This window comes from Solibacillus sp. FSL R7-0682 (assembly GCF_038005985.1).
Lineage (GTDB): Bacteria > Bacillota > Bacilli > Bacillales_A > Planococcaceae > Solibacillus.
Genome location: NZ_JBBOUI010000001.1, coordinates 228,722 through 250,752 on the forward strand (window position 1 = coordinate 228,722; position 22,031 = coordinate 250,752).

The window sequence follows — 22,031 nt, forward strand, 5'->3', positions numbered from 1 at the left end:
TAGCCTGTACAAATAGAGTTCGGTATGATAGTAGTAAAGAGATAAAAGGAGATGGATATATGTACCGTGTTGCAGAGGATTTTATTTTTGATTGGGCAAATTCTTCAAAAGGTGCTTTAAAGGTCATGCAAGCTATTCCAGACGCTAAAATGGAAGTATCAATTGTTGAAGGGCACAATTCATTAGGATGGCTTTCATGGCATCTAGTAAGTGTTGCAGGTGCATTTGGCCATTTTGCAGGATTACAAATTCCAGCACCAGGTCCTGATATGAAGCAGCCTGGAACAATGGCTGAAATTATTGAAAAATACGAAATGGTAATTGAAGCTTTTAATAAAGAAGTAGCCAGTCTAACATCTGAGCAATTAGAAGAAGAAGTGCCAGCATTTGGTGGCATGATGAAGCGCGGTCAGTTATTACGTGTTGTGATTAACCATCAAACACATCATGTTGGTCAAATGACAGTCTTATTACGCCAAACGGGCTTAAAAGTACCACCAGTAATGGGACCAACTCAAGAAATGCAATAATGGAACAGCTCCGAACTCGTTTCGGAGTTTTTCTTTATAAATTGTATGCAATTTGCACTGGGGAGAGAAAATAAATGTTTGGAACAATTGTCAACACAGTTCTTATTATTTTAGGCACGTTAATTGGAGCAGCAGTAAAAAAGGGGATTAGAAAAGAATACCAAACGGCACTATTTAACGCGATGGGATTCGCCGCATTAGCACTAGGTGCAAATGCAATTGTTGAAAATATGCCGAATAGTAAGTACCCTGTGCTCTTTATCGTGAGCTTGGCAATCGGAAGCTTCGTAGGCGCATTACTTGATTTAGATGGGAAGTTCAATTCATTAGTTGGACGTTTTGGTCATTCCAATTTAAGCAAGGGGCTTTCAACGGCAATTTTATTATTTTGTATCGGGACGTTATCTATTTTAGGTCCAATTGAAAGTGCTTTATATAATAACCATACATATTTACTGACGAATGCAACGCTTGATTTTGTGACATCTATTGCATTAGCTGCAACATATGGCATCGGTATTATGTTTGCTGCGATTGTTCTATTTTGTTGGCAAGGTAGCATTTATTTACTCGCACAAAATTTGGAGCCATTTTTAACAGAAGCTCTTATGACAGAAGTATCAATTGTAGGAGGCGTATTAATTTTTGCATCCGGGTTATCTATTTTAGAAATCAAAGACAGCAAAACGCTCAATATGCTCCCAGCACTTCTCGTACCAGTTATATGGTTTATTATTATAAATTAGGAAAGAGAACGGCCAATTTTAAGGGCAGTTCTCTTTTTTTAAAAGAAATAATCATATGTGTTTTTAGCAAGTAATGTTACGGTAACGATAATGAATAGGACGCGTACATAACCACTTCCACGTTTAATGGCATATTTAGAACCAACAATTGCACCGACAATTTGCGCAGCACCCATAATGAACCCATAAGCATAATTGATCTGACCTAAATACATAAACATAAGGAGTGCACCAATATTACTGCCGAAGTTTAAAAACTTTGCATTTCCTGCAGCCTTTAAAAAATCATATCCAACCATTAAATAAGCAAAAATTAAAAATGAGCCTGTCCCTGGTCCTAAAAAACCATCATAAAAACCTATAAATGCGATAACAACTAAAAATAAGATGAACTTCGTCTTAGAAAGTTCCTTTACAGCGGATATGCTTCCCCAGTCTTTTTTGAAAAGCGTATAAACTAAAACAGCCGCCAGCATAATAAGCATGAGAGGCTTCAATAAACTCGGATCAAGCAAATGTACAATCCAAGCACCAATCATTGAACTAATAAAAACGAATGGGAAAAATTTAAACACAGATTTCACATCGAGTTTTCCTGAACGATAAAATGTAATTGTGCTCGTTAAAGAACCCATTGTCCCTGCCAGTTTATTCGTAGCTACAGCTGCTGATGGACTTAATCCTGTAAACATTAGCGCAGGCAAAGAAATGAGACCACCACCACCAACGACAGAGTCGATAAATGCTGCTAAAAACCCGAAGCAAATTAATATAATGACAAGCTGGGGATCTAAATCAAAACCCATAAAGTAAACCTTCCTTCTATGTATTAAAGTGAAGCTACAAAGAGTGGGGGGTTTTAGGCACCGCTATGTGAACGCCGACTTCTTTACCTAGGATGTGCCACTTTAAACCAACCACACCCACCACTATTATTTACCAATCGTGCTTTTATGGGCATTATATGTTACTGCCCGTCATCGCGAGATATAGAAATGCTATCGGAAATATAACATAAAGTAAATAGAAGAAGTAGAAATAGTTAAAATTTTAAATTAGGTATGATATGGTAACGGAATGAAACAATTTGAAATGGAGAATTTGTCATGAAGCAATATCAATTTTTATTTTTTGATTTAGATGATACATTACTAGATTTCCATGCAGCTGAAACACTTGCCTTACCAAAGCTATTTGAAGCGCATCAGGTTCCACTTACGCCTGAAATTCATAGTGTTTATAAAGAAATTAATGCTGGACTTTGGCAGGCATTAGAAGAGGGACAAATTACACGCGAGCAATTATTGGAAACTCGTTTTGGAAAAACATTTGAACATTTCGGTAGAAAAGTAGACGGTCTTGCCCTCGATGCAGAATACCGTAGCTATTTAGCAGAAAGTAAGGTGTTTGTGGAAGGGGCTTTAGAAGTCATCCAGACGCTAGCGCCAAAATATGAGCTATATATTACATCGAATGGTATTTCGGATACGCAAAATAAACGATTAGAAGTGACAGGCTTGGGGCCTTATTTTAAACAAGTATTTGTTTCTGAAAATACAGGTTTTCAAAAGCCGATGAAGCAATTTTTCGATTATGTATTTGAGAGAATTCCACATTTTGACCCAGCAAAAGCGATTATAATTGGAGACTCTTATAGCGCTGATATTATTGGCGGTGCTGGTGCTGGAATAGATACATGTTGGCTCAATCCTTTACATAAGGAGGCAACACACGAAATTAAAGCAACTTATACAATCGAAAAGCTTGCGCAATTACTTCCTATTTTAGAACAAAGTGAAATGGCCTTAAATAAATAGTTAATCATAGTACTTTTTTGATAGTTCATCTAATCTTGAGTGTCAAATGATATAGCAAATATAGTCAATAGGTGCATAGTAAAGAATTTCGATGTTTGATAAAATAGTAGTTAACGATTCACGCAGGGAGTGAGTATAATGACACTATTTTTTCTAATTGTATTTATTGCTATTATTGGTTATTTTTCGATTAATATTTATCTTCATGATAATACGTCATTTTACAAATTAACGGGTTATTCTTATTTTGATTTACTAACGAAGAAAAAAGTAAGATTAACGAATAAATTAGTAAATGCATTTGATACAACAAATGGCTCTCAAAAAGTTTTAGTTAATTTGCAAGTGCCTTCAAATGGAGAATTACATCAAATTGATGTGGTTCTATTACATGAATCAGGAATTTATGTAATTAATGTAAAAGAAATGACAGGTTGGATTAATGGCCGTGAGCAAGACATTCATTGGACACAATTACTACATAGAAATAAGTCGAACTTATTTGGCAATCCAATCCATGAAGCGAAGCGTTTCAAATATGCGCTACAAGATCAACTACCGGATATGAATGAAGAATTATTCGACACGCTTGTAATTTTTACAAATGATTGTGCGTTCCAACAGATTGAATTACATTCTGAAGGTACGGAAGTAATTAAAGCTTCCGATCTAAAAAAATGGGTGAACACCTTAGATGGAAAGCGTTTATCGGATACTGAAATTCAGTCGGTTTATACAGCACTTGAAGGTATGATGAATGTAAAAGATACAACATTAAAATTAAAAAACTCAATGGCATAAAAAATTAAAATGTAGATAAAGGCTGCATGAAAGTCACGTATAACTTTCATGTGGTCTTTTTTAATAGGTATTTCAAATGTTGTTTATGTATTTGGATCTTAAAAATTTTCGGGATTTGTATTTAAAAACTATCAACTTTTTGATATCCTTCATACGTCTATTAAATAGTATAGATTTGTGGAGGTTTGGAAGATGGGTAGAATCGTAGCAGTAATTAGCATTGTTTTAGGGGTACTCTTTTTAATCGTAAATCAGTGGAATGTATCGGCTAATGTGACGTTGGCAAATAAAGAGAAAGTGTTAGCGATTCCTACTTATACCGAACAAAAAGCATTTGCTGAATTTATTCATCATTTGAATGAGCAAGCAGCACCGAACACAACTACTTGGAATAAACCGTTTTTTGCAAATGGAGGTTTACCTAAACTGATTCGCGACTGTGAAGCATACATAGAGGTAAAAGAGCTACTTGTTCCAAATGACATTCCAGTTGAAGAAAAGGTGCCAGCTGAAAAAGAGCCAGAGCAACAAGGAAATCCAGAGCCACAAGTAAATCTAGAGCGAGAGCCAGACCCTATGACGGATCCACAAGAAACGCCAAAGAAAATTGCGCTGACTTTTGATGATGGTCCACATCGCACGATTACAGATGCGATTTTGGAAATACTCCAAAAACACCAAGTAAAAGCAACGTTCTTTGTGCTTGGGGAAAATGTAGTAGAAAATTTAGATGTATTACATCGAATTAATGAACAAGGTCATGAAATTGCAAATCATTCTTGGAGTCATAAAAACTTAAAGGGACTTACAAAAGAAGAAATAAGTGAGGAAATTAATCGAACAAACGCGGTTATTTTCGATGCGATTCATACGTACCCAAAAGCATATCGCCCACCATATGGGGCAATAGATGACCATGTCAGATCTGCAATTGAAATGATACCTGTTTTATGGAATGTTGATACGCTTGATTGGCAACATAGAACACCGGCTATAACGCTAGAAAAAGTAAAGCAGCAAGTAAAGGATAATGGAATAATACTAATGCATGATATTCACGCGGAAACAGCACAAGCTCTAGATCTTGTCATTACGTTTTTAATTGATGAAGGATATGAGTTTGTAACTACGAGTGAATTAATGAATTATTAAATTAATAATTTTTAGGGAATAGCAATAGCTATTTCCTTTTTTTTATTGTTCGGAAATATGTTACGATACAATCGAACATGAAAGAAGGAGGATCCGTGATGGGTCTATTATCAAAACGTGCGTTAAGTATTAAGCAATTGCAACAATATATAGAAATTTTTGCGTGTCCGATATGTAGTGAGCAAATGGACATCAGTGAAGAAGGGAAAATGAGCTGTTCAAATGGACATTCTTTTGATGTCTCAAAGCAAGGCTATTTATATTTGTTGAGTCGACCTGTAAATTCAATGTATGGCAAAGAACTGTTTGAATCACGTCATGCTGTCATTAACGCAGGCATCTATGATGAATTGCAAAATGCAATTGTTAATGAAGTAACAGTAGAATCACCGGTACTACTCGATACAGGTTCAGGAGAAGGGTCACATTTACACCGTATATGCGAGCAACTGCCTCGTTCAATAGGTGTCGGGATTGATATCTCAAAGGAAGGTATTATAGCAGCAGCAAAGTTTTACACAGAAGAATTATGGTGTGTAGGAGATTTAGCAAATAGCCCATTTAATGAGGGGTCCTTTGATGTTATTTTAAATATTTTATCCCCAGCTAATTATGATGAGTTTAAACGTCTATTAAAGCCGGGTGGAAAGGTAATTAAAGTTGTACCACAAGAAAACTATTTAAAGGAATTACGGGTGCAAGCATTTGCGGATTCAGAGAAGGAAAGCTATACGAACACACAAACTGTTGAACGCTTTATAGAAAGCTTTGATATCGTAAAAGTAAAGCGTATAACGTATACAATGCCATTACCTTCAGAACTTGTGCAAAAGCTACTTGAAATGACACCAATGGGCTGGCATATTGATAATAAAGAAAACATTCACCTACAGGAAATTACGATTGATTTAGATTTATTAATTGGAATGGAGAGGTAACGGATGAAAGACATATTAGTATTAGGTGGCACACGTTTCTTTGGGAGGAAGTTAGTAGAGAGATTACTTGAAGCAAATCACCGTGTAACGATTGTGACACGAGGGCAATCTCAAAACTCATTTGGCACTCAAGTAGAGCATATTCAAGTTGACCGAACAAATGTAGAAGCATTTAAAGCTGCAGTAGCAGGAAGAAAATTTGATGTTGTATATGATAATATTTGCTATTCACCGAATGAAGCAAAGCAGTTTTGTGAAATTTTTAATGGTTCGATTGGAAAGCTTGTTTTTACTTCTACTTTATCTACATATGAAGCAACTGGAAAGGCACATGATGAGGCTGATTTTGATCCGTATTCATATGAGATTGTGATGGGAAATACAACAGATTTCACTTATGGGGAAGGCAAACGTTTAGCAGAGGCAGTCTTTTATAAATATGCCGAGTTCCCAGTTGTAGCGGTACGTTTCCCAATTGTAATGGGGGACGATGATTATACACGTCGCCTACATTTCCACGTTGAGCGTATTTTACAGGATGAGCCAATTGGATTTGTCAATATGGATGCTGAAATGTCTTTTATCCAAGCAACAGAAGCTGCCCGCTTTTTAGAGTGGGCTGGAATGAATGCAGTTGAAGGACCAATTAATGCAACAGCAAATGGGGTTATTTCTCTGAAAGACTTAATTGCCCTCATTGAAGAAAAAACAGAAAAACGTGCAAAAATTGCATTACTGGGAACAGATGAAATTCGTTCACCGTATGCTGTGCCCGCTTCTTGGTATATGACGACCGAAAAAGCACAAAAAGCAGGTTTTACGTTTAGTGAGTTAAATGATTGGCTTCCATCATTAGTTGAAGCAATTGTAGAATCCAGTGCAAAATAGTGGGCGTTGAATGAACTTACTAGTTTCGATTACAATACAATAAGATTAAGAATAAGGTAGGATAAAACGTGTATAAATTTATTGCAAGTGTTGTAAATACAATTTTAAAGGTTAATGGTGCAAAGGCTAAAGTTTATGGACTTGAAAATGTGCCGAAAGAAGGCGGATTTGTTATAGCATGTACACATAATGGCTATATTGATATTTTAAATTTGGGTGTATCCATTTACCCGCGTGAAATTCATTTTATGGCAAAAAAGCAATTGTTTGAAATGAAGGGATTAGGTTGGCTCATTAAAAATTTAAATGCCTTTCCAGTAGATCGTGATAATCCAGGTCCAAGTGTAATTAAAATTCCACGTCAGCTTATTAAAGATGGCAAAATTGTTGGGATTTTCCCAAGCGGTACACGTAGCTCAGAAAATAGCGAGCTAAAGGCAGGGGCTGTGACGATTGCGCAATTATCAAAGGCACAAATTGTGCCCGCTGCTTATATTGGTCCTAAAAATGCTAAAGGGGTATTTAAACGTCAAAAGGGGTATTTAGTTTATGGTAAGCCCTTCACAGTAGAAGGTGGAAAAGAAGGGCGCGATGAGTCTATCCAATTTTTAGAGGCGGAGCTAACGCGATTAACGAATCAACTAAAGGAAATGCATCCTGAAGTTCGCTAGCGAAGATTTCTTATTAATCGTTCATATTGAGATACCGACAATAAAAGCTGTACTTAACGTTTTTTCCACGTTGGGTACAGTTTCTTTTCTAGAGGAGGAGTATAGATGAAGCGAGTGCTATTTGTATGTTTAGGGAATATTTGTCGTTCACCAATGGCCGAAGCGGTGATGCGTGACTTAGTAGAAAAGCGAGGCTTGAGTGATCGAATTGAGGTAGATTCGGCGGGAACGAGTAATTATCATATAGGAGAGCCACCACATAGAGGTACAATGGCAAAATTACAAGAATTCAATATTACGACGAGTGGAATGAAGGCGCGCCAGTTACGTAGTTCTGATTTAGAGGAATTTGATTATATTGCTTGTATGGATGCGAATAATGTATCAAATACAAAGGAAATGTTAAGGGCATTAGATCATCCAAAAATTTACCGTTTTTTAGATTTAACATCCCATAAAAAAGACGTACCAGATCCATGGTATACAGGAGATTTTAAAGAAACTTATGAGTTGTGTGTAGAAGGCTGCGAGGCATTACTAGCACGTATAGTGAGTGAAGGATTTTAATAAGATATGTGTGCGGTATGAAATTACTATTCCATACCGCTTTTTTAGTAAAATTAGCAACACTTTATGGGTGGTGCACAGTAAGTTCTTTTGTTTGTTGTGTCTTGCTGTTTTGCCAATGAAAAATTGATTCGTTTTCATAATTTTCTATATCGGCAACTTCGAGTAGAATCGTCTGATCGTTTTGCCAACTAAAATCCCGTACCGGATAAAAATAGCCACTAAAATAAAAATCTCCTGAGGCTGGTACTTCCGTAAGTAACGAATTTAAATTGACAAGTTGTAACATTGTTCTTGAAATGGATGCTTTCCCGTAAGAATCTTGGTTTACGAATGGGAAAATTACCTTTTGACCGTTTGGTGATAATTCATATTGCCCAAGGGTGCCCCAAGTTTGAGCAATGGTTGAAACTTGTTCATTTTTTCGCTGTACGATGGCAAGCTCACAGTTTAAATTGTCACAAAAATAGCTAAATACCCCAATTTCTGAATCTTCATAGTCAAATAAAGGCTCGTAAGTCATTGAAAACGAAGTTGCATCTGACCGATACATAATCAGAGGATCTAAAAACTTCAACTTACTTAGAGGGAGACGCTCTTCATGCCCCGTTGTAACATTTTGAAAAGGAATGACTTCATTTGAAACTTGATTAGGGGATGCATTAATAGAAGCGAGTAGAGATATTACTTCATAGCCATCTTCCGTTTTATAAATTTGTGCGATTAAGCCATAGTTTTCAGCAAAGAAATCTTGATTTTCTCCATTTTCTAAAGGCTCTGTAATTTGTATGACATTTTCAAAGGTTGTGTAGGGCGTTTTAAATTGTGAATGGAAAGTTACCGTTTTCCCTTCAAATGTTTCCCCATTTTGTAGTGGCCATTTTAAAAGAGTGGAAATGGGTGCAAATGTTTTGAGTTGATTAATAGTGAGCTCTGTTTTACTTGCATCGACCATTTCTTCAAAAACGAGTTCTATCGCATCCTCAGAAATATGATATATGTTGCGCATAGTAGCACCACTGTTGTTCTCCATTACTTCAACAAAATCTTCATTCAACCATGTTGTTGTTTCAGTAAAGGTAGCATATTCATTCCCACTACCCAAAAAGTAAGCAACATCTCCATCCGCTTTAAAATATTTTCGTAATGAATTCGTCAAGTCTCCGTCGTCCTCATTGAGTTGAGGGTGTGTGATTGTTTCATTCGGAGGTGGGTTTGCTACAGTGTTAGAAAGACTGGACTCCCAAGGATTCAAGACAAATAAAAGCGCACCTAATAGTGCTATAAACGACGCAAAGGTTATATAATACCGTTTGTTCACGTTGTTTTTAGGCTTTTGAAGCCGTTTTTGTTGTTCTACTTTAGCCATGACAGATTCCGCCCGTTTTTTTGTATCGCTCATTTTTTTTTCCAATTGCCTTTTTACTTCATTCATTTGAAAGCACCTCCCATTCATCCATTGACAATTGCTCCTTTAGCAACTGCCTGGCTCTCCTCAGCCTTGTTTTTACTGTATTATCAGATAAGGAAAGTATCGTAGATATTTCTAAGATAGATAGCTCTTCATAATAGTAGTGAATTACGACCTCTCTTAAATGAAGTGGTAAATTTAGTACAGCGTTAGCAATATCTAATCGTTCCTCTTGTTGTACGAGGTGTGCCTGTTCTTTTTTAGTTAAAGAAAATCGATTAGTCAAAAAGAGTTTCCGATACCTCCAGCTTTTTAAATAATCCTTACATTTATTAATTGTAATTCGAACGAGATAGGTTTTTAATGAAGAGCGCTCCTCAAATTGCTCAAATTTTTCGTAATAGGATAAAAACGTATCCTGTACGATATCCTCTGCCACGTGCCAATCCTTTACATATAAGTATGCAATTTTTAATAATGGTTCTGTATAAGACTTCATAATTTCTTGGAAAGCAAGTTCTTCTGAAAGTAGCATAAAGCATTCCTCCTTTCTAGAAAGGTTCTTTAACATTAGACGAGACAACAACTGGTTGCGTTTTACTGAATTGATAAAGTTTTCTCTTCTTTTTTGTTTTCTAAGAAATGGTGGGTATCTTTAGAAAGGATTGTTGCTTATATTTTAAAGTTAATTCCGATACTAAAAGGGGTATGAATAGGAAAAAGTAGGGAGCTATACTGGAGGGACTTTGATGGAAGTTAAAGGTAGAAGGAAAAGTAGTAATGTAGAAGATCGTCGAGGTATGAGTGCAGGGAAAATAGGCGGGGGACTAGGTGGAATTGGAATCGTAATTGCTATTATTTTTACATTATTAAATGGTGGGGACACGGGTGATGTATTAGATACAGTGACAAAAAGTATTACGCAAAATGGCCAAACAACGGAAAATTATGAACCAACTGCCGAAGAAGAGGAGCTGGCAGAATTTATATCGGTTGTATTAGCAGATACAGAAGATGTTTGGCAGAAAGTTTTTGCAGAAAATGGGATGACTTATCAAAACCCAACACTTGTTTTATTTACAAATAGTGTGAGTTCAGGATGTGGCTTACAAAACGCAGCGGTTGGACCATTTTATTGTCCAGCAGATTATAAGTTGTACATCGATTTGAGTTTCTATAAAGAATTAAAAACACGCTTTAAAGCACCGGGTGATTTCGCTATGGCATATGTTGTCGCCCATGAAGTAGGGCACCATGTTCAAACTTTAATTGGTACATCTCAAGAAGTTCACGCATTAAGCGGTAAAGTATCGCAAGCTCAGTATAATGAGCAAGTAAAGCGTTTGGAATTGCAGGCTGACTATTTAGCAGGCGTATGGGCGCATCATGTTCAAAATAAGGGATACTTAGAAGCGGGAGATTTTGAAGAGGCATTATCTGCGGCTAATGCAATTGGAGATGACACATTACAAATGGAAGCACAGGGCTATGTTGTCCCAGAAAGTTTCACACATGGTACAAGTGAGCAGCGAATGCGTTGGTTTAAAAGGGGATTTGAGTTTGGAACACTTGAAGGCGGAAATACTTTTAAAGCAAGTGATTTGTAATTAATTTCCTCTAGTGGGTCTTAATTCACTAGAGGTTTTTTATTTTTTTTTGGCAGAGTAATTTATCTTTTTTTGCGCTTTATGTATAATAAATAGGTTAAAAAATATTTTTTCGTTTTTTTAGAAACGTTTCCTTTATAGATGAATGAAAGTGAGTGGAAAAAATGGGTCGTAAATGGAATAACATTAAAGAGAAAAAAGCCGGGAAAGATGCAGCAAACAGCCGTGTCTATGCAAAATTTGGTCGTGAAATTTATGTAGCAGCTAAATCTGGAGAGCCAAATCCAGAATCTAACCGTGCACTTAAAACAGTTTTAGAGCGTGCGAAAACATATTCTGTACCTAAGCACATCATTGAAAAAGCGATCGATAAAGCAAAGGGTGGCGGTGAAGAGAGCTTTGATGAACTACGCTATGAAGGCTTTGGTATTGGCGGAACGATGGTAATAGTTGATGCATTAACAAACAACGTAAATCGTACAGCTTCAGAAGTTCGTGCAGCGTTCGGTAAAAATGGTGGGAACATGGGCGTTAGTGGTTCAGCTGCACATATGTTCCAAAATACAGCCGTATTTGGTATTGAAGATAAAACAGAAGATGAAATTCTTGAAATCTTAATGGAAGCAGATTTAGATATGCGTGACATTATGGATGAAGAAGGCACAATTATCGTTTACGTTGAGCCAGATCAATTCCACGTAACACAAGAAGCATTTAAAGCAGCAGGAATCGAAGAGTTCACAGTTGCAGAATTAACTATGCTCCCAATGACAGATGTGGCATTAACGGGCGATGATTTAGTGAAATTCGAAAAAATGATTGATGCATTAGAAGATTTAGAAGACGTTCAACGCGTTTACCATAATGCAGATTTAGGTGAATAATCGATAAATTGATCCAAGAGCGCAAACTCTTGGATCTTTTTTTGATAAAAAAGTACCAATTTAAGTTCTAATGCAAATTCCCTATGGAAGGTATGAGTATCATTATAACTATCTTTCATATTTATATGCCAACAACAATCAAATAACTTGAAATAAATGTTCTAATAATTCAAAATATATTATAATAAAATATTATATTTGGAGAATGAGTATGAAAAAAATGGATAAATTAGGTGTTCGCATCATCGGTATGATTGCCCTTATCTTTATAGGCATTTTAGTGTTAAACATTTATATGATGATTAACAACTCTATGCGTTCGGTTGAATCGGCAGTAAAAGAACGTACAATAGAGATTGCCTCAAATATAGTTCAGTTTATCGATATAGCGAAATATGAAGAATTAATAGAAGACCCAGAGGAAAATGATACTTATTGGGAGCTACGAGAACAATTAAATTCATTACGTGAATTTAATGGCGTTTTGTATGCCTATACATATTCAGTACCAGAAAAAGAAGGTGCTGTTCAATTTTTAGTAGACGGGATGCCTGCAGATGATATTGAGGGAGCAGGTGCATTAGGTGATGAGTCAGGCTCTACAAAGTATGAGCATATTGAAAAGGTAATAGAAAACGGCAGTTATGCTACAGAAGTATTAAGTAGCGATTTTGGTGAATACGTAACAGGCATTGTTCCTGTAAAAAATTCATCAGGTGAAACAGTTGCCTATTTAGGTGTTGATATTGACGCTTCATACATTCAAGAATTAAGTAATGGTGTTGCGAAGCAAGTTGTACCGATAATGGTGATCATGTTTATTATAATTATTATTATCGCGCTGATTGGTGTATATGTATTCATTCATCGTTCATTATCGCCATTAAAAATTTTAAATAGCTCTGTAGAAAAGTTGGCATCTGGCGATATCCTTCAATCAAAAGAAATTGTTCAACAAATGAACTTGAAGGCAAATAATGAAATTACGGATTTTGCAAAGAATTTCCAAAATTCATTGACTGAACTCTCTATAACATTCTCAGTATTAAAGGAACGTACGGAGGATTTAGAACAAGTTGTCTATCAAATGGAAAGCTCAACGCAGAGTGTCAATAAATCAAATGAGCAAATGATTCAAAACATAGCAGCGATTTCCGGAAGTGGCGAATTACAAGCAGAAAGTAACAATGAAGTAACTACTGCAATGGGTGAAATGGCAATTGGTATTCAAAGACTAGCAGATACAATGAATGAAATTGCGGAAATTTCAAATGAGATGACGGGTCTTGTAGAAAACGGGGCGAATAACTCAAAATTTGTAGTAACACAAATTCAAAATGTCGAACATTCGGTGGAACAAACATCGCTACTTGTAGCGGATATGGGTGAAAACTTCCAATCAATTAAGGAAATGGTAGGAGTTATTACAAATATTGCGGATCAGACCAATTTACTCGCCTTAAATGCGGCAATAGAAGCTGCTCGTGCTGGTGAAGCTGGAAAAGGGTTTGCGGTAGTAGCGGATGAGGTACGAAAGTTAGCAGAAATGTCTCGCCATTCAGCAGATGAAATTTCAGAACATCTACAAAATTTTACGCAAATTACAGAACAAGCTTTAGTCGAAATGAAATCGACAACAACTGATGTAAAAGCAGGCACAGCCTCTGTTAATGAAATTGGGCAACAATTGCACCAAATTTTAAAATCTGTGTATGAAGTAAACAATCGAATTCAGGACGATTCGGCAGTTGTGGAACAGATGTCCGCAGGTGCAGAGGAAATTTTAGCCTCAACTGAAGAAATGAATCATTTAGTCAATGAAATTTCAACACAGACAAAATCATTAGCTCAGTCATCTGATATTCAAACACAAGCGATGGATGACTTAAAAGGCGTCGTTCAAAAACTCGATGAAAATTCGAAGCAAGTTGTGATAGAGATGAAAAAGTTTAATTTATAAAAAACTAAGTAGAGCAATTGAAATCACATTACTGTTAATTTGGTAATGTGATTTTATCGTATTGTAACCCCCCCTATTGAAATAATATTCTGATAATATTGCAATTTACTAGTAAATCATGAATAATTAAAAGGTAATTTAAGGATGAAAAATTTAAATGAGGTGAAATAATGGTTACGTTTAAAGAATTTGAATATAAGCGCCCAGACTTAGAAGAAATGAAAAAGGCATCAGCGGATTTACTAGTAGAATTTACTGCTGCAAAAACAGTGGAAGAGCAAAGTGCTGTTATCGAAAAATTGAATGCACTACGTAATACATTTTCTACGATGGCAAATATTGTCTATATTCGTGCGTCAATTGATACAAATGATGAGTATTATCAAAAAGAACGTGACTACTTTGATGAAGTAAGCCCAATTGCAGATGAACTAGTATTTAACTACTATAAAGAGCTAGTGAAATCACCATTCCGTCCACAATTAGAAGAAAAATGGGGCTCGCAGCTATTTGCATTAGCAGAAAATCTATTAAAAGGCTTCTCACCTGAAGTAATCGAGTTAATGCAAAAGGAAAACAAGCTTACTTCTGAATACAGTAAACTTGTTGCTTCGGCGCAAATTGAATTTGATGGGAAAACATTAACACTTGCACAATTAGGCCCTTATGGTGAATCTACAGATCGTACAGTGCGTAAAGCAGCGCGTGAAGCAAGTGCAAACTTTTATGCATCAAACAACGAAAAATTTGATTCGATTTATGATCAATTAGTAAAATTACGTCACGAAATTGCTACTAAACTAGGCTTTAAAAACTATGTAGAGCTTGGGTATGTGAATATGAACCGCGTGGATTATGATGCAAAAATGGTGGCGAATTTCCGTGAACAGGTACGTGAATTCATTGTACCAATCGCATCAAAATTATATGAGCGTCAAGCAGAGCGTATTGGCGTAGAAGAATTCAAGTTTTATGATGAAGGATTATCATTTTTAACTGGAAATGCAGTACCTCAAGGTGATCCACAATGGATTGTCGACAACGGTAAAAAAATGTATGAAGAGCTTTCACCAGAAACAGGGGAGTTTTTCAATTACATGATTGAACATGACTTAATGGACTTAGTGGCGAAGAAAGGCAAGGAAAGTGGCGGTTATTGTACGTTTATCGAGGATTATGACTCTCCGTACATTTTCTCAAACTTTAATGGAACATCTGGAGATATCGATGTTTTAACACATGAGGCAGGTCACGCTTTCCAAGTATATTCTAGCCGCAATATTGGTATTCCAGAGTATTTATGGCCAACGTATGAGTCTTGTGAAATTCACTCTATGAGTATGGAATTTTTTACATGGCCTTGGATGGAGCTATTCTTTAAGCACCAAACAGAGAAATATAAGTTCGATCACTTAAGCAGCGCTTTATTATTCTTACCTTATGGTGTAGCAGTAGATGAGTTCCAGCATGTTGTTTATGAAAACCCAGAAATGACGCCAGCTGAACGTAATGCGGCTTGGAAGGAAATTGAGAAAAAATATTTACCACACCGTGATTATGACGGCCATAACTATTTAGAATCGGGTGCGATTTGGCAACGTCAAGGACATATTTATGCAAGTCCATTCTATTATATTGACTATACGTTAGCCCAAATTTGTGCGTTCCAGTTCTGGAAGCGTTCACGAGAAGATTTTGAGTCTGCGTGGAAAGATTATGTGCATTTATGTAAGCTTGGTGGATCATACTCATTTACAAAGTTAGTAGAAGAAGCCGGCTTAGTTTCGCCGTTTGAAGACGGATGTGTAGAGTCCGTAATTGGTACGATTGAAGCATATTTAAATTCGGTAGACGATAAGTCATTATAATTTGTTGGGGCTGTATGAGAGAATCTATCATGCAGCCCCTTCAGTTATTCAAAATCTAACCAAAGTTTGCTCATAACAGACTTTAATCACAAACTCTTTTGCATTTGGTGACACTTTAGGGCATTATAAAACGTACATAGTTGTATACAGAATAAATAATAAAGAAGTATATCGAAAGGGAGTGAAGCGATGACAAAGAAACTTTGGTTTCAGGTTGGAATAGGAGTTTTAATTTCTTTATTAATCATTAAATATTTTATTGAAATTAAATCGATTTTTAATCCAATCATCATCATTTTCAATACGATTTTAATCCCGCTTTTACTTGGTGGGGTTTTGTATTATATTACGGAACCTTTGCAACGTGTGTTAGAAAAGCGTGGTATGCCGAGATGGGGAAGCTTAACGACGATTGTGTTATTACTAGCAGCAGGGTTAACGACATTTTTACTATTGGTTGGTACACCTATTGCCAACCAAATTAATCGTCTTGTAACAAATGCACCAACACTTGCAAATCAAATTGAAGAAACAATTCAATTTGTTATGGATAATCGTAAGAATTTACCACCGCAAATTGAAGATTTTATAAACTCTATTATAAATTCTATTCAAGATATCGCGGTTTTCAGTAGTAAGTGGTTAATGAACGTTGTGAGTGGGGCTGTTTCTGCAACATTTACATTAATTTTAGTGCCGTTTTTCTTCATTTTTATGTTGAAAGACCATGAAAGATTCGCCCCGCAAATTTACGATATTTTTACCGGTGACCGTCGTACATGGATTAAAGAGACATTAGAGGATATTGATCGCGTGTTACGAAGCTATGTACAAGGACAAGTATTAATTAGCTTTTTACTTGCGGTGATGATGTTAATCGGTTATTTAATTATCGGCTTAGAATATTCATTATTACTTTCAATGTTCGCCTTCTTTATGAATATGATTCCATTTATCGGACCGTGGGTATCTCTCGTTCCGGCGGTCATTGTCGCATTAATTCAAAAGCCGGTTTTAGTCATCTGGGTATGTCTCATTACCCTCATAGCTCAACAAGTAGAAAGTAATTTAATCACACCAAATATTATGGGTAAATCGCTAGATATTCACCCACTAACAGTTATCTCACTTGTACTAGCAGCAGGTAATATTGCAGGATTTATCGGTATTATTGTGGCGATTCCTACGTATGCCGTAATAAAGGTAATTGTGCAAAATATTTATCATGAACGTAAGAAAATTAAAGAGGCAGCCACTAAAACAGTATAAAATGTGGAGCATATGTGACAAGCCTATGCTCTGCCTTTTTTATTTCCCAGGAAAATAGTATACTTAGAGCTATTGAGAAAGAACGATTAAAGGAGCAGACAATGCTAACATTTGAACAAAAACAATCAATTATTGAATCTTTTCCACAATTGTCGAAAAAGGAAATTTCACTTAAACGTGTAAATTATCATTTTGAAGAAAGCCTATACGAAAAAACAATCGTTGTCGAAAAGCTACATCCTAATGGTAATGGTTTTGTATTCGTTGGAGATTTATTGAAATACGAAAATGAAGCAAACGACAAAGGGTTAGTAAATATTCGTGATTACGATGAAGTAACGTTACGAGCAATTATAGCAGATGCAATTGATTATTTATCAGAAGAAATTGATGACTCACCGATTATTGAAAAGTGGACTTCTCGAGAAGGTACACAGCTAGAGCTGGAATTTAATAATCGTGCATGGAATATTTATCACCAAGGGAATTTAGAGGAATCTTTTGGTACACGTGAAGACGCCGTTGCTTATTTACGTGAGGAAGGTTTCCGACTTTCAAAATAAATGAGTGAGGGTATGAAGTATGGCACAAGAGCACCAAGGGAAAGAAATGTCTGGCAACAAAATGGTAAAGATTATAATGGGTACAATTGTTGTTGCATCCATCCTTATCGTTATTGTAATTCAATCTTTTTATGTGTTATGGGAACCAAAGGAACGTAAGCAAATTGAGCAAGATGAAACCGAACAGCCGAGCTATTCAAAGTCGGCATTCTATCAAGCAGATGAGCTACTTCGTCTGAGTTAACTTAATGTAGTCGATAATAATAGGCTATATCCGATTCGGCTGCCAAATAAAAGCTTCATAAACGAAAAAGTAATCCCGCTTATTGATTTTTGGTAAGCGGGATTCTTTCGTTCATGCGTACTTTTGTGTAATTTAGTTATTTATCGATTTGTTTTCTTAAATGGTAGCCACCAGTTCCAATCACCAAATAACTTCATAAAGCTTGGGACGAGCATAAGCCTTATAATTGTTGCGTCTATCGCAACGGCAATCGCAATGCCGATCCCGATTTGCTTTACTGGCATAACATCAGTAAAAGCAAAGGCACCGGTAATTACAATCATAATGAGTGCAGCGGAAGTAATAATTTTACTAGTTGAGACAAGCCCATCTACTGTTGCCCTCGTATTACTTGAACCTTTTAAATACTCCTCCTGAATACGAGAAATTAAAAATACTTCATAGTCCATACTTAAGCCAAATACTAAACAGAAGACGATAACCGGAATAATTAAGACAATTGTTCCTTCGGCGATACCAAAATGTCCGTATTGGAAAATGTATACGAGTATTCCAAATGTCGAACCAAGCCCAATAATATTCATAATAATTGCTTTTAGTGGAATTAAAATAGAACGAAACGCAATCATTAAAATAATAAAGGTAGAGGTTAAAATAATTATTAAAGCAATCCCAATTTTATCCGCAATTTCATCAAAAATCTCCTGATTAAATTTAGCGCGACCCGATAAACCAAAGTCGACACCTAAATCTGCTTGTTGCCATTCACGTACAAAGGCCTGTGCCTCTGAAGAAGCACTATCCGCATTTAAATAGGCGATTAAATACATTTTATCGTCTTGAATAAAATTGTCAGCAACTGCATCCAAAACTCCAGGTGCTTGTGGTTGATTGTTAGTCATTTCCCACATTTCAACAGAATCGATATTTGCAGCTGTGAACATCGATGTTACACGTTCAACTAAAGGATCATCCAAAAGTTTTTGCTGAATATCAAAGATTTTTTCCCGTCCTTCTGTAGAGTTCCAGCTCTCATAGTTTTCCGCTAGTAAAAATACGGGTGTTTCTGAAGCAATTCCAAATTGCTCATCTAGCGTATCAAAGGTTTGGCGCGACTCATAAGATGCAGGTAGTGATTCCGTTGAAGGGATCGTGAGCTTAATATCCTTTATTGGTACCATCGCAATAATTAATAAAATAAGTGCGATTACAATAATCATAACAGGACGCTTCATAACTAAAGCAGCAAATCGTTGCCAACGTGATGCAGTCGGTTTAATACGGAATAGCCGACCCTTATTTATGCGATCTCCAAGTAGAACAATTAAAGCAGGGAGCAATGTTAGTGCTGTAATTACTGCTAAAAATACAACAATCGTTCCTCCGAGTGCAATGTTTTGAAAGATTTCAACGTTAATAATGACCATCGCCCCAAGTCCAATCATTACACAGAGTGCAGAAAAAATGATGGAACGTCCTGCAGTTTGAATCGCAGTTTGCACTGAAGACTCGACTGAATCCATGTTGCGTTCTTCTCGATAACGGTTAATAAAAAGTAAAGCAAAATCAATGCTTAATGCTAAACCGAGCATTGGAACAATATTTAAAACGAATATGGAGAGGTTAAAAGTATCACCTAATAAAGCAACTATACCAAGAGCCATAATGACCGTTGCTCCTCCTACTAAAATAGGTAGAAGAGATGCGACAACGGTTCCAAAAGCAAGTAATAAAACAACTAGTGCAATCGGAATTCCAATTGCTTCAGCTTTCATTAAATCCTTTTGACTTGCTGTATTAATATCCTTTGAAATAACAGGCTCACCAGTAATCGAAACAGAAGGGTTTTCTCCAATAACTTTACGAATTTCATCGATAATAGGGAAAAAATCTGTAATCGTATTATCAAAATCGAGCAGTGCGTATGCATAGCCATCTTTATTCAAATTTGCTACACCTATTGGAGAAGTAATGCTCGAAATTTCATTTATGTTTTTTAGTTCAGTTAATAATGCTTCAATTTGTTCATCCGATTGATTTTGGAAAAGAACGAAAATGGTTTTGGCAGGTAAATCAAATGTTTCAGAAAGCTGCTCTGTTACCCGTACATGTTCGTCATCAACAAAAAATCCATCTCCTTGTAATTTAGAAGGAAGTTGAATCGCAAAATAAGCGAGTAGGACAAATAGGACAATCCAAATTGCGATAATAGGCTTTGCAAATTTTGTTACGTATGCTGCAAAATGTTTCATATAATACCGCCTTTCTATTTCATTATATATAGTGTAATAGATAGTGAGGAAAAAAGTAAAAGAGCTTGTCTAAAATGTAAAAATTTAGACAAGCTCTTTGTATTTAAAAGAAAATATTTAGAATGGTGTATATAATAGAGGCCATTACAGCGGAGATTGGCATCGTAATAATCCAAGTTGTAACGATTTTTCGGGCAATTCCCCAGTTTACGCCTTTTACGTTTTGTGCAGCACCAACACCCATAATCGCTGATGAAATAACATGCGTAGTCGATACAGGTAGGTGGATTAAAGTCGCCCCAAAAATGATCGATGCAGAAGAAAGGTCAGCTGCAGCACCGTTAACTGGTCGAATTTTCATAATTTTGCCGCCGACTGTTTTGATGATTTTATAACCACCAATGGAAGTACCTAGACCCATTGCAAGTGCACAGGCAAATCGTACCCACCCTTGAACATCATCGGTAGTTTGCCAGCTTGCAGCAATTAATGCCATTGTAATAATACCCATTGCTTTTTGCGCGTCATTTGTACCGTGTGTAAATGATTGAATCGCAGCAGTGAAAATTTGCATAATACGGAAGCCTTTATTCGTTTTATACAGATTCATATTTTTAAAGATAAATTTCATTAATGTCATCATTAAATAGCCGGCACAAATTGCAATAATTGGTGAAGCAAGAAGGGCAATAATAATTTTAGTGAAGCCATTGTAATTTAATGCGCCAAACCCAGCAGCGGCGATAGCAGCGCCTGCAAGGGAACCAATTAATGTATGTGAGGAGCTTGATGGAATACCAAAATACCAAGTAAGTAAATTCCATGTAATTGCTGATAGCAAAGCAGCTAAAATTACAACAGAGCCGACTAATGGTGTTTCAGGTGTTGAAAGTGAAAATGGATCAACGATATCAGAAGCAATCGCTTTGGCTACACCTACAAATGTAATTGCACCAAGGAAGTTCATTATCGCAGCCATTAATACTGCCACACGAGGTGGTAATGCACGTGTAGAGACAGACGTTGCAATAGCATTTGCCGTATCGTGAAAACCGTTGATGAAGTCAAAAGCTAGAGCGAATACGACAACTAATACAGTAATGATTAATAGTGTGTTCATTTAGTAAGACTCCCCAATTATGCGTTACGCATAATAATCGTTTCGATTGTATTGGCTACTGTTTGGCAGTAGTCTGCAATTTCTTCAAGCTGTTCATAGATGTCTTTAAATTTAATTAAGCGAATAGGATCTTTTTCATTTAAGAATAGCTGCTTAATTGAAGATCGTAATACTTCATCGCACTCACGCTCATAATCTTTAATTAAAATTGCGTGCTGACGCATTCCAACAAGATCTTTTTTATTTAATAACTCCATTGCCTTTACGATTTCATCCGTTGATTTTGCAATGTAAACTAGGAAATCGCGCATTGATTCATCGATATCTGTTAATGAAAACATTTCAAAATGTCCGATTGTTCCTTCTGCACCATCTAAAACATCATCCATACGAATCGCTAATGCCAGAATATCTTCACGCTCAATCGGTGTCATGAATGACTTATTTAACATAACGATTAATTCATGAATTAATTTATCTCCGGCTGTTTCATATTGCTTCATACGAACGCTAATTTCCTTTAAATCAGCAACCGTTTCGATGCGGAAATCATTTGCGTAATGTACTGCTTCACGCATGTTTTCAGCAATCTTTAGAAGCGATGCGAAAAATGGATCTTGTTTTTTTGAACTAAACATGGAATGCCTCCTGAAATTATATAATCAAAATGATTTAAAAAAATGACCTCACTTATCATAACAAAATCTTTGAAAAATCTACATAAAATTTACTTGAACGGTATT

At 36.2% G+C, this 22,031-nt stretch carries 22 protein-coding genes; 16 read left to right on the plus strand and 6 right to left on the minus strand.

The features are described from left to right. Window positions 1-59: 59 nt before the first annotated feature. Together MKZ17_RS01190 and MKZ17_RS01195 are read left to right on the plus strand one after the other, a co-directional pair. Window positions 60-530 (plus strand): DinB family protein, encoded by a 471-nt coding sequence (locus MKZ17_RS01190; protein WP_340721999.1) that lies wholly within the window; start codon window positions 60-62, stop codon window positions 528-530. A gap of 74 nt (window positions 531-604) precedes the next feature. Further along, on the plus strand, window positions 605-1,276 hold the full coding sequence (locus MKZ17_RS01195; protein ID WP_340722000.1) for a DUF554 domain-containing protein: 672 nt from the start codon (window positions 605-607) through the stop codon (window positions 1,274-1,276). A 38-nt stretch (window positions 1,277-1,314) separates the two neighbouring features. Here the strand turns inward: MKZ17_RS01195 and MKZ17_RS01200 are convergent, their stop codons facing one another. Beyond that, window positions 1,315-2,082, minus strand: a complete 768-nt coding sequence (locus tag MKZ17_RS01200) for a TSUP family transporter (RefSeq protein WP_340722001.1) — start codon at window positions 2,080-2,082, stop codon at window positions 1,315-1,317. Window positions 2,083-2,382: 300 nt separating this feature from the next. Between MKZ17_RS01200 and MKZ17_RS01205 the strand changes: the two genes are divergently transcribed. The 7 genes from MKZ17_RS01205 to MKZ17_RS01235 all read left to right on the plus strand — a co-directional run bounded on the left by MKZ17_RS01205 (window position 2,383) and on the right by MKZ17_RS01235 (window position 8,110). Then, window positions 2,383-3,093 carry a YjjG family noncanonical pyrimidine nucleotidase gene (locus MKZ17_RS01205; RefSeq protein ID WP_340722002.1) on the plus strand — a complete coding sequence of 237 codons (711 nt, stop codon included), beginning with the start codon at window positions 2,383-2,385 and terminating at the stop codon, window positions 3,091-3,093. Between the two features lie 138 nt (window positions 3,094-3,231). Further along, on the plus strand, window positions 3,232-3,894 hold the full coding sequence (locus MKZ17_RS01210; RefSeq protein WP_340722003.1) for a nuclease-related domain-containing protein: 663 nt from the start codon (window positions 3,232-3,234) through the stop codon (window positions 3,892-3,894). A 192-nt stretch (window positions 3,895-4,086) separates the two neighbouring features. Next, window positions 4,087-5,046 carry a polysaccharide deacetylase family protein gene (locus MKZ17_RS01215; protein ID WP_340722004.1) on the plus strand — a complete coding sequence of 320 codons (960 nt, stop codon included), beginning with the start codon at window positions 4,087-4,089 and terminating at the stop codon, window positions 5,044-5,046. Window positions 5,047-5,144: 98 nt separating this feature from the next. Next, on the plus strand, window positions 5,145-5,984 hold the full coding sequence (locus MKZ17_RS01220) for a putative RNA methyltransferase (RefSeq protein ID WP_340722005.1): 840 nt from the start codon (window positions 5,145-5,147) through the stop codon (window positions 5,982-5,984). 3 nt (window positions 5,985-5,987) lie between these two features. Next, entirely contained in the window at window positions 5,988-6,872 is an 885-nt protein-coding gene (locus tag MKZ17_RS01225) for an NAD-dependent epimerase/dehydratase family protein (protein ID WP_340722006.1), read from the plus strand. 68 nt (window positions 6,873-6,940) lie between these two features. Further along, window positions 6,941-7,543, plus strand: a complete 603-nt coding sequence (locus MKZ17_RS01230; protein WP_340722007.1) for a lysophospholipid acyltransferase family protein — start codon at window positions 6,941-6,943, stop codon at window positions 7,541-7,543. A gap of 105 nt (window positions 7,544-7,648) precedes the next feature. Next, window positions 7,649-8,110, plus strand: coding sequence for a low molecular weight protein-tyrosine-phosphatase (locus MKZ17_RS01235; RefSeq protein WP_340722008.1), 462 nt, complete (start codon window positions 7,649-7,651; stop codon window positions 8,108-8,110). A 64-nt stretch (window positions 8,111-8,174) separates the two neighbouring features. Here the strand turns inward: MKZ17_RS01235 and MKZ17_RS01240 are convergent, their stop codons facing one another. Together MKZ17_RS01240 and MKZ17_RS01245 are read right to left on the minus strand one after the other, a co-directional pair. After that, window positions 8,175-9,545: a hypothetical protein gene (locus tag MKZ17_RS01240; protein ID WP_340722009.1), complete on the minus strand. Its 1,371-nt coding sequence runs from the start codon at window positions 9,543-9,545 to the stop codon at window positions 8,175-8,177. Further along, window positions 9,538-10,056 (minus strand): sigma-70 family RNA polymerase sigma factor, encoded by a 519-nt coding sequence (locus MKZ17_RS01245; RefSeq protein ID WP_340722010.1) that lies wholly within the window; start codon window positions 10,054-10,056, stop codon window positions 9,538-9,540. Before MKZ17_RS01245 ends, MKZ17_RS01240 begins: the two co-directional genes overlap by 8 nt. 214 nt (window positions 10,057-10,270) lie before the next feature. On the opposite strand from MKZ17_RS01245, the gene ypfJ reads away from it, so the two are divergent. The 7 genes from ypfJ (at window position 10,271) to MKZ17_RS01280 (ending at window position 17,916) form a co-directional block, all read left to right on the plus strand. After that, entirely contained in the window at window positions 10,271-11,128 is an 858-nt protein-coding gene (ypfJ, locus tag MKZ17_RS01250; protein ID WP_340722011.1) for a KPN_02809 family neutral zinc metallopeptidase, read from the plus strand. A gap of 164 nt (window positions 11,129-11,292) precedes the next feature. Further along, on the plus strand, window positions 11,293-12,012 hold the full coding sequence (locus tag MKZ17_RS01255) for a YebC/PmpR family DNA-binding transcriptional regulator (protein ID WP_340722012.1): 720 nt from the start codon (window positions 11,293-11,295) through the stop codon (window positions 12,010-12,012). A 211-nt stretch (window positions 12,013-12,223) separates the two neighbouring features. After that, window positions 12,224-13,972, plus strand: coding sequence for a methyl-accepting chemotaxis protein (locus tag MKZ17_RS01260; protein WP_340722013.1), 1,749 nt, complete (start codon window positions 12,224-12,226; stop codon window positions 13,970-13,972). 170 nt (window positions 13,973-14,142) lie between these two features. Further along, entirely contained in the window at window positions 14,143-15,840 is a 1,698-nt protein-coding gene (locus MKZ17_RS01265; protein ID WP_340722014.1) for a M3 family oligoendopeptidase, read from the plus strand. 189 nt (window positions 15,841-16,029) lie between these two features. Further along, window positions 16,030-17,109 (plus strand): AI-2E family transporter, encoded by a 1,080-nt coding sequence (locus tag MKZ17_RS01270; RefSeq protein WP_340722015.1) that lies wholly within the window; start codon window positions 16,030-16,032, stop codon window positions 17,107-17,109. A gap of 101 nt (window positions 17,110-17,210) precedes the next feature. Beyond that, complete coding sequence (locus tag MKZ17_RS01275) at window positions 17,211-17,672, plus strand: hypothetical protein (RefSeq protein ID WP_340722016.1); 462 nt, start codon at window positions 17,211-17,213, stop codon at window positions 17,670-17,672. A 19-nt stretch (window positions 17,673-17,691) separates the two neighbouring features. Further along, window positions 17,692-17,916, plus strand: coding sequence for a hypothetical protein (locus MKZ17_RS01280; protein WP_340722017.1), 225 nt, complete (start codon window positions 17,692-17,694; stop codon window positions 17,914-17,916). Window positions 17,917-18,056: 140 nt separating this feature from the next. Here MKZ17_RS01280 and MKZ17_RS01285 read toward each other — a convergent pair whose 3' ends face one another. The 3 genes from MKZ17_RS01285 to MKZ17_RS01295 form a co-directional block, all read right to left on the minus strand. Continuing rightward, a complete protein-coding gene (locus MKZ17_RS01285; protein ID WP_340722018.1) occupies window positions 18,057-20,168 on the minus strand; it encodes an MMPL family transporter in 2,112 nt (703 codons plus the stop codon). Between the two features lie 103 nt (window positions 20,169-20,271). Then, window positions 20,272-21,288 carry an inorganic phosphate transporter gene (locus MKZ17_RS01290; RefSeq protein WP_340722019.1) on the minus strand — a complete coding sequence of 339 codons (1,017 nt, stop codon included), beginning with the start codon at window positions 21,286-21,288 and terminating at the stop codon, window positions 20,272-20,274. A 17-nt stretch (window positions 21,289-21,305) separates the two neighbouring features. After that, window positions 21,306-21,926: a DUF47 domain-containing protein gene (locus MKZ17_RS01295; RefSeq protein ID WP_340722020.1), complete on the minus strand. Its 621-nt coding sequence runs from the start codon at window positions 21,924-21,926 to the stop codon at window positions 21,306-21,308. Window positions 21,927-22,031 lie beyond the last annotated feature (105 nt).